Origin of the sequence: Novipirellula caenicola (assembly GCF_039545035.1) — a bacterium.
GTDB classification, from domain to species: Bacteria; Planctomycetota; Planctomycetia; order Pirellulales; family Pirellulaceae; genus Novipirellula; species Novipirellula caenicola.
This window is the reverse complement of the sequence record NZ_BAABRO010000008.1, coordinates 16,736-28,985: the sequence shown is the minus strand read 5'-3', so window position 1 is coordinate 28,985 and position 12,250 is coordinate 16,736. Positions and strand designations below refer to the sequence as shown.

The following is a 12,250-nucleotide window of genomic DNA, read 5'->3' as shown; positions in this document are numbered from 1 at the left end:
TTTTCCTAGCGAAGCGGCTTAGATGTAGAACATCGTTGCTTCGCCGTGACGACACTGCTCGACCAGATCGCTCAATCGAACGCTGCTGAGCATGTTCCGGGATGCTTCGCTTGCCTTGTCCCAAACTTGCTGCAGCGCCTCATCAGTCGCGGTGGCATGCTCGGCACCACAGCTGTGGCCTTCCTGACATCCCATCGCTTCGGCCACATCCAACAGCGTGATCTGCTTGGGATCGACCGACAACCGATACCCGCCTTGGCTGCCACGAACGCTTTGCACCCAGCCGGCGGTCCGCAAGGTCCGCAGAATCTGGACAAGAAAGGGACCGGGAATGTTATGCAAGTCCGTGATCTCGCGAACCGCTACCGGCGCGGAATCCTCGGTTCGCATCGCGAGCTCGAGCATGGCGAGACAGGCGTAATGGACACGTGCTGAAATAACCATATTCCCGGCCTCCGACTTACGACGAATGCAAACCACATTCGGTTTTCTGAAAACCTGCCCAACGTCCCGCACGCTCGTCTTCGCCAGCCAACACCGCTCGGGTGCAAGGTTGACATCCGACACTCGGATACCCTTGGTCGTGCAGCGGGTTGTAAGGAATGTTTTCCGATGTGATCAATGACCACACTTCTTTCTTGGTCCAATTCGCCAACGGGCTGATCTTCACCAATTGGAACTTGCGATCCCAGCCGACAATCGGTGCCTTGGCACGATCGGGGCTCTGGTCACGCCGAATCGCGCTGGCCCAGGCATGCCAACCTTTGGCAGCTTCGTGCAACACACTTAATTTTCGATCAAAGCAGCAGCGGTTTGGATCGGTCTTGTAGACCGGCCCGCCGTTGGCCGCCTCGTACTCTTGCACCGTGGTCTTGGGATACTTGTATTCGACTTCGATGCCGTAGCGTTTTTTGACCGTTTCGCGCAGCTCGAGCGTTTCGGCAAACTGGTATCCGGTCTCGAGATTAAAGATCGGCGTTTCCGGAGCGATCTCGGCTAACATGTGAATGATCGTCATCCCCTCGGGACCAAACGCCGTCGCCATGGTGAAATGAGGCGCAAAGCGGTCGACCGCCCACTTCAAAATCTCTTGCGGCGTCGCCTTTTCCAACGACTCGCTATCCCGCTGCAGTTCCGCTAGCAACGCATCGGTTGGCTCAAGCGGCGGATCGGCAGCCAGCGCTCCGCGAGGCTCTCCCGAGTCGAGCGAATAGAGCTGTAACGGACTCGAATCGGTGGCTTTGGGTTGGGTCATTTGTGAGCTCGACTTGGGGCCGAACGACTGGGCGTGGGCTGCAGACATCGTTATTTCAGTCAGCTTTTTGAGGACTTGGTTTTCCAAATACTACAAACATGATCTATTTAGTCAAGTATGATTGTCGGCGTTTGCGGGTTCAGAATTGAACGATTCTGCGGGTTCGTGGCGTCCGACCACGTCCGCAGCAGAGGTCGAGGCTTCGCTAACCCGGGGAACCTGCACAAATTGCCGTCTCTGCATGCTTTCATGCGTGTAGAATGGGGCATCGGCCGATTTCACCGGATAACTTTGGAGTTGCCGGAGGACTCTGGATGTGTCCGACATCGGCGCGGCTGTTTTGCCGGCACCCGAAACGCCGGGCGACTTTGCAAACCTCTTCTGACACCCGAATTCCCATGCATGCACTCATTCGGCGAACCAAGCGAGATTCGAGCTCTCAGGGCCCCTTGCAACAGCGTCAGAGCTCCTTGCAGCGTCTGAGCCTTGCCGCAGCGACAATCGCCGCACTCAGCTTGGTGACAGAGCCCACGTCGCTTCGTGGTGACACGGTCGAAATTTCGGGTGGGGGGCACGTTAGCGGCAAAGTCCGGCGGCTGGATGACAAAAAGATGGACATCATCGCAGTCGATGATGAAATCAGCGTGGCGATCCCCCAAAGTCGCGTGCGACGCGTGGTTTCGTCTGACAAATTAGGGGAATACCTGCGTAACGTGGCGATCGCGGGCGACGATGCCGAAATGCAATACAAATTGGCGATTTGGTGTGCCACGAATATCAAAGACAACACCGACGCCTACAAGCGATTTCACATGCAGTTGGCAATTCGTTTTGATCCCGAGCATAGCAAGGCACGCGCGGCATTGGATTATGTCAAAGACGAGGATGGAAAGTGGATTCGCTACAGCGACCTGCAACGATCGCGAGGCATGATCTCGGTGGCGGGAAAGTGGATGTTGCCTGAGGCGGCGGCGATCGAAGAGATCCAAGACGCCAGCAACGTCGACTCAAAAAAGTGGATCAAAGAGGTCGACCGGCTGATTCGCGTCGCGGTGCGTGGCGGCAGCAAGGGGGACGAAGCCATCGCGGCGCTCAAAGCGATCGACGATCCCTTGGCTGCATCGGCGATCGCCAAACAATTGCTGCAGGGCAAGCATAACCAGCGTTTTAAACGGCTGTGGGTCGAAATCCTCGGTCGTTTCCGCAATTCGGTCTCGGTCGAAGCGTTGGTCCGGGTGGGCGTGCAAGAATCGGACAACGTCATCCGCGAAGCCGCGATGGAGGAACTGCAGCAATACGGCAGCGGTTCCGCCGTGGCGACCTACGTCAACATGCTGGGCAGTTCCGACAATGGCGATGTATTGCGGGCGGCGCGAGCACTCAGCTACTTTCCCAGACCCGAATTGGCACAAACCTACATTGATGCATTGGTGACCAAACACACCGAAACCAGTGCCGCCGGACCAGGGATGCAGGTCGGATCGAGCAGCAGTGGGGGTGGCGGGTTATCGATGGGAGGCAAACCCAAGGTGATCACCCGCTATCTCGAGAACCCTCCGGTTTTGACGCTACTGAAAATGATCGAACCCGATGTCGATTTTGGCTACGACAAATTGGCGTGGCGAAAGTACTTTGCGGCAAAACTCGGGCGTAGCAGCGGCGACCTCCGACGCGACCCTTAACCCGCCTCTTCCCCTTGCCACCCCACACGCGAAAAAAAGAGAGGGGACTTTTGGGGCCAATCACGCGTTCTAATCCGGCGGGCGTCGCGCTGCCGAGACGTGAAAAAAGTTTCGCCAGGCTCCTAAATCAACGGATCTGGTTAAACTACAAGCTGAGTCGCATCCCCCCCTAACAACCACCGAATCATTCTGCCTACCATTCTGCAATGTTAGCCAATCGCCCCCTACCGCTGCGGAAACACAGATCGATGCGATCAGGGTGGATTGCGTCCACCGGTTTCACGCTGATCGAACTGCTAGTGGTGATTGCGATCATCGGGATCTTGGTGGCATTGTTATTGCCAGCGGTCCAAGCGGCTCGCGAGGCGGCGAGGCGGATGCAGTGTCAGAACAACTTGAAACAAATTGGCTTGGCATGCCACAACTATGAATCGGCGTACAAGTCGTTGCCGTGGGGAGCCAAGGGAGGTCACGGCTACAGTTGGACCACCGACATTTTGCCGTTCGCCGAGCAAAACGCGTTGTGGGACATCGTGCCGCCGATGCGTAATGGTGCGGTGACGTTCGAAGATCGCAAAAACATGATCACACTCGCGACGACGTTGGTGCCGATGTACCGATGTCCCACCGAGCCCGGTCCGACGTTCTTGTTTGACAACAATGGATTGGCAATCGATGGCAGCGACGTCGGCCGAGCGATGAACAGCTACCTGGGAAATTCCGGAAGCGACGTGGTGCGTGACAGCTATTCGACCTCGTCGTCCCTGGGGATGGAACGGGGCAACGGCGTGCTGCAGGTGGGGCAATTCGAACGGCACCCGCTCGATCCTCCGAACGTTCCGGCGAAATTGCCTTGGCCAGGCCCGATCAAGTTTTCCGCGATTCTGGATGGGCTAAGCAACACGGTCCTGTGCGCCGAAACACGCTTTATCGACGAACCAAAGTGCGATATTTGCAGCCACTTTGCCGTCTACCATCCCCAATTTGACCGCCGCAGAGGGAAAGCGAACGGATCGGATTTCTCGGAGGCATTGATGTCGCTGCACCATCGATTGAACCTCGACATCGCCCCCAAACAAGAGCTCGAGATTTCGGCGGGCAGTTTTCATGTCGGTGGCGTGGTCACGCTGTTTTGTGACGGATCGGTGAAATTTTTAACCGACAGCCTGGATGACAAAGTCCGCCACGCGATCGGTTCGCGGGCGGACAAAGAAGTCTTCGATAGCAGCAGTCTGTAAACGCAGCAGTTGTTGATCAGCGTTTATGTTGCACCGGCCGCGGCTCGACTCGCCGCAGTCCGACTGCGACACCTAGTCGTCTAGTTTTTTGACTCGCAGGTTGCGGAAATAGACGACACTTTCAGGATCGTGAGCTTGCAGGGCGAACGTTCCTGCGTCATTCAAACGCCGCTCAAAATCGCCTGAGAATGCGGCTTTGTCCTCCGGCTCGGTGTAATCCACCATCGTCCGCCCGTTGACCTTCAATTCGATGTGCCGACCTTTGACGATGATCTCTTGGGTGTACCACTGATTGTCTTTCACCCCAGGATCGGCAACGTCTTGGACCGAGTACAAACTGCTGGTCTTTTTAGGGTCGCGGTGGGACACGTTGACCTGACACTCGTACCCGTACTTGGGCCATCCCGTGGGCTGGTATTTGGTGTGGAAGTAAATGCCCGCGTTGCTGCCGGGCGTGGTCATGACCTCCGCTTTGAAATGAAAGTTTTTGAAGGGCGCTTGCTCACCGACATAAAACAGATGGCAACGTTTGCCCTTGCAAACCAGTTTGCCATCTTCGATCACCCACGCCTCGGGATTCTCTTCGGCCTTTTTCCATCCATCGAACGAGTGACCGTCAAATAGAGAAACAAAACCGGTTTCGGTTTCCGCAGCCGATGAGTCCGCCGTCACCGCGTCGTCGGCGACCAGATGGCTGGTGAATAGAAGGTTGGCCAAGACCAGGCTGGTGATTGCAAGGTTGGCAACTGCGAGGCTGAGCGATCGAGAGACGAGCGTCTTTTTCATCCGATTCATGGTGTACTTTTGTGATGGTTGGGAAGCAAAAAAAAAACGCTTGCCAACTTAAACGGTCGGCAAGCGAAAAACTCAATCAATGGTAGGGCTACGATTTCAGTAGCGATTACAGACCGGCGTCGGTCGCGGGAAGCTTGTTTTCTTTAATCTTTTCGCCAAACTTCTTGCCGTCCTTGCTCTTGTGTTCAGCAGCCTTCTTGAATCCTTCGAGGATCTTTTTCTTGGCTTCTTCAGGATTGTCTTTGATGTACTCTTTGGGGAAATCTTCGGCTTTCAAGTACTCGTGAATCGCCTTGCCGTACTCGTTGCGGGCTTCTTCTTTCTTTTCACCCTTCACGTGGCAAACGTAGCAATTGGCTTTCTTACCCGTTTTCACGAAATCTGGATCGGCACCTTCACCGAGGTACTCGCTTTTCCACTGCTTTCCAAATTCGCTAATCGCCATGGCTGGCGTCATGAGCAAGCACAAAAAACCGAGACAGATTGCCAAACGTTTCATTCATTTTCTCCGCGAATTTGATATTTAAGGTAGGCTCTAGCATGGAGCGAGGCAGGATGTGCGACCGCTGATACAGCCACACAATGCACTATTAAGTCCTAGATCGGACCAAAAGTCAAATCAAACTCAATTTTCTTCGCCTAATTCGACCACTTCTGCAGGGCTCATAATCGTCAACGACCGCTCGTCAAAGCCACTAATAACCGAGCCATATTGACGAAAATCGCTGGGCATCAAGCTGCTGGTGGGCTGCGTATTGAGGCTTCCCGAAGCCCAATCCACCGCCCATCGTGGGGAACGCTCCTCCGCCCAGTCTGGTGACTGGGTCTTTAAATCGACCATTCGCACCACCTCTTGGTTGCCTTGCGAATCGATCAACCGCAACATGGGATCTGACAAATCGGGCTGCGTATCGTAGGCGTTCGCTTCTCCCCGCAAAATCAACAGCGACGGGTCGTTTTCAAGCGAATCCAGCCCCGTGATTTCGACCGCCGCGACATCGGGGCTGACGATGAACACACAGTTACGCGCGTCACGATCCACAGGTAACGGGTAGGGGCCCGTGGCCGTCAACCGCATCCGCAGCAACCCTCGCGGTGCCATCGCGATGACTTGGTCCAACAACAATTGAATCGGGCGTGCCGATGGCGGCGGTTGGCGGACCGCCCCGGCCGTATCAATCATCCGCCCGGTGACTGCCAACAGCCCGTTCTCCCATCGCATCTGTAGCTCGGCGGCCACATCCATGTGCAGCATTGTCATCTCGCCACGAATGCAGACGTTGTACATCTCGATCGAAACCAACGGCAACGGTCCCGAGGTCACCGTAGCCGCAACGGCACTCGACAGTGCGTCTCCGTTGGCAAACGGTGCAACCGCGGACTCGGGTGGGCCGGCAAGCATGGGGCTTCGGCCCAACGATTGATACGCCGCTGCCTCGGAATGCGTGCTCACGTTGATCGCGTAGACGTCGGGATGACGCACTGGATTTTTGATCGTCAAACTGCAATCGGTCAAACGAACGAGTCGATTGTCATTGACCGACAACAAACATCCCCCACCCATCGATGAAACGGGAACCGACCACACCAAGTGCAAGTCTTCCAAATCGATACGATTGGATCCGATATCGAACAAGGTTACCGAGTGAATCGACGGCAAATCGGATGAATCAAACATCACGATGCTGCCGCCTACACTCGAGCTGATCACCAATCCATCGCGATCGATTTGGACCGGAGCACTGCGGATCATCGGTTCTGCGATTTCAATACGATCGACGCCAAGTTCCTCAGACAACTCGATCGCCTTTGCTAACGAAGAAACGTAGGCATAGTCTTCGCCGTCATACTCGTCGGAAATCAACCCCGAGATCGATAGACTCACCCGAATCGCTCGCGGATTGGCCGTGCTGGGCACCGCGCTTACCGGCGGATCGTTGGACTCGGTTCGGATCGTGGTTGGTGTCGTCGCCGGTCGTTCCCCCGCGGGAAGCTCTCCGGACGAACGTTCTTCGGTTGGACGCTCCCCAGGCGAACGATCGCTCGCAGCCCGATCGCCCACCGACACCGATGACGCCGGGCCAAGCATTTCATTCGTACTGTTGACGGATCTCACCGGACCGCCGAGTTCTTCGGGGACCGGCAAGTCTCGCATCCGAGGCGGATCGGCAGCCGCACGATCGGATGCAACCGCCATCGTACTTCCGTCACGGTTGGCTGCACTTGGCGTCGCCGCCGCGGCACCTTTGGACGATTGAGCCGCGTTCTCGGCGTTGTCACTTCCAATCGCATTTTGTCCGGCTGCCGGGGTTGCCGGTCGGAATGCCCCGTTTTCGGGCAACGCGTCGGGCGGACGCTGGACCGACAAACTGACCACGCTATTTCGCTGTGGCACCACGATCGCAAAATCGTCTCGTGCCAAATCCGATGCCACATACAACCACGCCGCGGTGATCAACAACAACGCAAACGCAACCAACCACGGCGCATGTTGCTCGATCAGTTGAACCAGTGGACCACTTTGATTGACCGTGACTGGCCCCAACGTTTGCACTCGCTCGTAACCTTCGCGACGAGCCACCTCTTGCAAATCGGCAATCAAATCGATCGCGGTCTGATAGCGGTCTTCGGGCCGCTTGGCCAACATTTTCTGCAGCACTGCCGCTAAATCACCACTCACCTCGCTACGCAATTGACGCACATCCGGCGGCGGCGTTTTGCCATGGTTCAGTAGCTTTTGCAGCATCGTGCCGCCCGGGTAAGGCGGTTGACCGGTCAGCATGAAATAGAGCGTGCAGCCAAGCGAATAGATGTCGCTTCGCAAGTCGGCATCTCGCGGGTCGTTGGCTTGTTCGGGCGAAATGTAATCGAATGTCCCCAGCGTCACACCGCTGGCGGTCATGTCTTCGCTCAATTCGAAGTTATCCGACCGAGCCAACCCCATGTCCACAAGTTTGATGGTTTGCCCATCGCCGATCAACACATTTGATGGCTTGATGTCGCGATGCACGATACCGCGATCCGAAGCATGCTGGATCGCGTCGGCAAGTTGGCAGGTATAGAAAACCGCTTGATCGGCCGACATCACCCCTTCGCGATGAACCAAGTCGCGAATGTTGGTGCCTTGGATGTATTCGAAAACGATGTAGTGCCAATCATCGTAGGTACCGACATCGAATACCTTGGCGATTCGCGGATGATCCAACTTTGCCGCGCTTTGCGCCTCGTTGCGAAAGCGACGCTTCAGATCGGGGTCATCTCCGACAAACGGGATCACCTTGATCGCGACGGTCCGGTCCAACTGTTCGTCATGGGCGCGAAACACCGCCCCCATCCCACCACCGCCGATAAAGTCTTCTAACAAAAAGTGGTTTAACCGCTTGCCAAGCAAGACGTTGGCGACCGAGGCAGGCGTTCGGTCGAGTTTATTCCAAGCCGATTCGTCGGCGTGAGCACGCGAAGAGCCACGGATGACCGTTCTCGCTTCGGCGATCTCTTGAATCTCTGCTGACTTGATCAAACTCGATTCGGGCGACGCATCCCCGGCGCTCAATTCGTCGTCCTTGCCACGACGAATGGTCGATGCATCCGTTCGAATTGATTCATCAGCCATAAAAGATCACCAACGCGGATGCGTCCCATGCCATCAAACAACGACTGATGCAACGCAGGAAAAGAGAGAAAAGGTGCCTTCGATCAAGCCGTCTCCTTCAGCCCGTCTCGATGAATTTTGCGTATTTTGCGTGTTTTTGTCTGCTTTCGCGACCTGCGCTAGTCTAGTCAGACTAGCTAACTTGGTCAACGAAACGTTGCTTCTTCTTCGCTAAGCAATTCTTCGATCAGATGGCAATAGGAATCGTAACGGCGTGCGTCGATACGAGAATCGGCCACTGCGTCTTTGACCGCACATCCGTCCTCGCTTAGATGCAAGCAATTCGGATAGCGACAGCCGCTCACGTAGGGCCTCAGATCGGGCATTAACGCCGAAACCTCGCTCGAACCGATGTCCCATAACTGGAATTGACGAATTCCCGGGGTGTCAAACACCGCCCCGCCCCCTTTCAAGGGGATCAAGGTGGTGGCTGTCGTGGTGTGGCGACCTTTATCATTGTCCTGGCTGACGGCGGAAACTGCCAATCCGAGTCCAGGCTCAATCGCGTTGAGCAGACTGCTTTTTCCAACGCCGCTTTGACCCGCCAGCGCCGTCTGTTTCCCCGCCAACAAAGCTCGCAAATAGGCGACATTGGTGCCATCTTCGGCCGAGGTGACGAGCACGCGATAACCCATCGAAGCAAACACCCCGATCATCGGTTGCAGCGGCACTGGATCGATCAGATCCAATTTGTTGATCACAATCACCGGCTCGACGCCACAATGTTCCGCCGTCAACAAAAACCGATCAATGAGTGCCGGTTTCAATCCTGGTTGGGCCGCACTCGTGATGATCAGCAGGTAATCGACGTTGGCTGCAATCACATGTTGCCGTCCCCGGCTGGTGCGGCTAATCACGCCGCTGCGGGGATCGATGCTTTCGATCATTCCGTCCGCCGGTGATTCGGCGCGAAAAAAGACGCGGTCGCCCGCAACGATCACCCCGCGTTGTTCGATGCTGAGCGATTTCAGCACTTGGCGGATCGCGCATTCATAGAACACGCCGTCTTCGCCAAGCACTTTGCTCCGCAACCCATGAACGCTGATCACGCGTCCCTTGATCAGCGATTGATCGGGTGACGAGGTCACGCCGTCCTCGTCTTGCTGGATCGTTGGACTGTTGACGGTCCGCTTTCGCGTCAGCTCACCTTTGCCGCTGACGCGTTCTCCATGCACAACATCGGCAAGCTTTTCCACGTCGCCTTGTCGGAACGTTCGCGTGACGTCGCCTTGGCGAACACGCCCTTGGTACTTCTTACGAAAGTCGGTGCGTTGTTTTCCGCGTTTCTTTTTGGCCATCAAGACGCCATCCGCTAACTCTCTTGCGGTGACGAATTGGAATGACCCCCGACGGCCGAACCGGGACTATGGTCGGCGCCACTTTCCGGAGCAAGCGTTTGCTCGACCGGTGGCGGATCGCCCTTCTTGCGATTGCGAACTTGAATCGAAACGCCGATCAGATCGGTCAATTCCGCTTCGCCCAGCTCTTCGTGCTCTAACAGGGCACGTGTGATTGTCTCGAGTTCACTGCGACGTTCACGCAGCAACTGCTCGGCCTTCTGGTCGGCTTCCAACAGAATCCGTGCCACCTCTTCGTCAATCAATTCCTGCGTATGCTCGCTGAATTGACGCGATTGATGAATTTCACGCCCCAAAAATGGATCTTCGTCGCTGGTCTTGTAGCTGACCGGGCCGACCTTGGGACTCATGCCCCAGTGCGTGACCATTCGCCGCGCGATACTGGTGGCCCGTTCGAGATCGTTTTCGGCCCCGACACAGGTTTCGTTGTAAACGATTTTTTCGGCGGCACGGCCTCCCAAGAGCACGATCAATTGATGCTCGAGCTCTCGCTTGCTGATGCTCAAACGATCTTCGCTAGGGACGTACTGCGTCACGCCCAGGGCGCGGCCACGTGGAATGATCGTGACCTTATGAACCACATGGGCTCCATCGAGATGCCATGCGGTCAACGTATGCCCGGCCTCGTGATAGGCGGTCTTTTCCTTCTCGCTCTCCTGCAGAACCTCTTCACGCTTGGCTCCCATCAGGATCTTGTCGCGGGCGAAATCAAAATCACTCATCTCGACAAGCTTTTTATCTTGCCGAGCGGCCCACAACGCCGCCTCGTTGACCATGTTGCGAATGTCGGCACCGGTCAAACCGACCGTTCCCGCCGCGAGCCGCTTGAGATCCACATCGTCACCAAGCGGTACATCGCGAACATGAACCTTGAAAATCTCTTCCCGTCCCTTCATCGTCGGACGCCCCACGGTGACGTGACGGTCAAAACGGCCTGGGCGCAACAGTGCCGGGTCCAAAACATCCGGTCGGTTGGTCGCAGCAATCACAATCACCGTCTGGCTCTGCGTGAAGCCATCCATTTCGCCAAGGATCTGGTTCAGCGTCTGCTCTCGTTCATCATGCCCGCCGCCGACGCCGGCACCACGTTGACGACCGACAGCATCAATTTCGTCGATAAAAATGATCGACGGACTGTTTTCTTTGGCGGTGCGAAACAGGTCACGTACGCGGCTTGCCCCCACGCCGACGAACATTTGAATGAATTCGCTACCGTTGACCGAAAAGAACGGCACCCCGGCTTCGCCAGCCACAGCGCGAGCCAACAAAGTTTTCCCGGTACCCGGAGGCCCATTTAACAGCACACCCTTGGGAACAAACCCACCGAGCCGCTGAAACTTTTCAGGCGTTTTCAGGTATTCGACGATCTCCTGCAGATCCGCCTTGACCCCTTCGAGTCCGGCCACCTCGTTGAAGGTGATCATTTTGTCAGAGGCTTCAAACAGCTTGGCAGGACTCTTGCTGAAGCCCGACAAAAAGCCGCCCCCCATCATGTCGCTTCGCGTGCGGCGGAGCATCATGAACAGAAAGAAAACGATTCCCAAGGGCAGAATGATAAACGCAATGATGCTGATGATCTGCTGCGAATTATCGGGAGGCAAAACACGGAAATCGACGTCCGCCGCCTCCAAACGCTCCTGCAATCGGACCGTTGCTCCGGCATCGTTGGATTGGCGAAAAACGAACTCTTTGGCCAATTTGACCGGTTTGCCGTCCTCGTCGACCTGAGGCTTTAACTTGCCATCTTCCAATACCGGCGGCGCTTCGGGACGGACCTTGAACGTTCCATAAACACGTTGATCGCCGATCTGGACCGCTTCGATGTTGTTTTTTTCCAGCTGATCCAAAAAGAAACTGGTCGACACCTCGGCAACATTCGCACCACGATTCATGAACAGCATGGCGATCAATCCAGCGACCACCAACGCAATCAGAAACGTGTTGTTGCCACGCTTGTTCGCGCCGCCACTCTTTTCCGAATCTTTCTCGTCGGACCTTTTATCCATCGGTTTCCTTTGTCAGCCTTCACCCGGAGGTTTATTCTCTTACTTACTCGTCACCCGGCTCGATTTTGGCAATCACGCCAAATCGAGGCCTAACGAGCGTTTTTGTTGTTAAAAATGTCATACTTGCAGCCCCATTCGCCTGGGATGCACGTTGCATGCCGATTGCTCACACTCGGCACACCCTTTTACTGTAAATGCTTGCTCAAGAAGCCAATTGGGCAATCGTTTCTTACCCCAAGGTTCGCTGCATCACGAGTAGCCCGG

General features: G+C 55.8%; 9 protein-coding genes. 2 read left to right on the top strand and 7 right to left on the bottom strand.

Annotated features, from left to right (window positions below; translation table 11 throughout):
* Nucleotides 1–18: 18 nt before the first annotated feature.
* Entirely contained in the window at nt 19–444 is a 426-nt protein-coding gene (locus tag ABEA92_RS16320) for an Rrf2 family transcriptional regulator (protein ID WP_345684912.1), read from the bottom strand.
* A 16-nt stretch (nt 445–460) separates the two neighbouring features.
* Entirely contained in the window at nt 461–1,342 is an 882-nt protein-coding gene (locus ABEA92_RS16315) for a phosphoadenylyl-sulfate reductase (protein WP_425572449.1), read from the bottom strand.
* Between the two features lie 311 nt (nt 1,343–1,653).
* On the opposite strand from ABEA92_RS16315, the gene ABEA92_RS16310 reads away from it, so the two are divergent.
* Both ABEA92_RS16310 and ABEA92_RS16305 read left to right on the top strand, forming a co-directional pair.
* Nucleotides 1,654–2,937, top strand: coding sequence for a HEAT repeat domain-containing protein (locus ABEA92_RS16310; protein ID WP_345684910.1), 1,284 nt, complete (start codon nt 1,654–1,656; stop codon nt 2,935–2,937).
* 248 nt (nt 2,938–3,185) lie between these two features.
* Complete coding sequence (locus ABEA92_RS16305) at nt 3,186–4,175, top strand: DUF1559 family PulG-like putative transporter (protein ID WP_345684909.1); 990 nt, start codon at nt 3,186–3,188, stop codon at nt 4,173–4,175.
* A gap of 72 nt (nt 4,176–4,247) precedes the next feature.
* Here the strand turns inward: ABEA92_RS16305 and ABEA92_RS16300 are convergent, their stop codons facing one another.
* The 5 genes from ABEA92_RS16300 to ftsH all read right to left on the bottom strand — a co-directional run bounded on the left by ABEA92_RS16300 (nt 4,248) and on the right by ftsH (nt 11,986).
* A complete protein-coding gene (locus ABEA92_RS16300) occupies nt 4,248–4,970 on the bottom strand; it encodes a 3-keto-disaccharide hydrolase (protein ID WP_345684908.1) in 723 nt (240 codons plus the stop codon).
* Between the two features lie 106 nt (nt 4,971–5,076).
* Nucleotides 5,077–5,469, bottom strand: coding sequence for a hypothetical protein (locus ABEA92_RS16295; RefSeq protein WP_345684907.1), 393 nt, complete (start codon nt 5,467–5,469; stop codon nt 5,077–5,079).
* Between the two features lie 126 nt (nt 5,470–5,595).
* Entirely contained in the window at nt 5,596–8,583 is a 2,988-nt protein-coding gene (locus ABEA92_RS16290; protein WP_345684906.1) for a serine/threonine protein kinase, read from the bottom strand.
* Between the two features lie 185 nt (nt 8,584–8,768).
* A complete protein-coding gene (rsgA, locus tag ABEA92_RS16285; protein ID WP_345684905.1) occupies nt 8,769–9,920 on the bottom strand; it encodes a ribosome small subunit-dependent GTPase A in 1,152 nt (383 codons plus the stop codon).
* Nucleotides 9,921–9,934: 14 nt separating this feature from the next.
* Nucleotides 9,935–11,986, bottom strand: a complete 2,052-nt coding sequence (gene ftsH / locus ABEA92_RS16280; RefSeq protein WP_345684904.1) for an ATP-dependent zinc metalloprotease FtsH — start codon at nt 11,984–11,986, stop codon at nt 9,935–9,937.
* Nucleotides 11,987–12,250 lie beyond the last annotated feature (264 nt).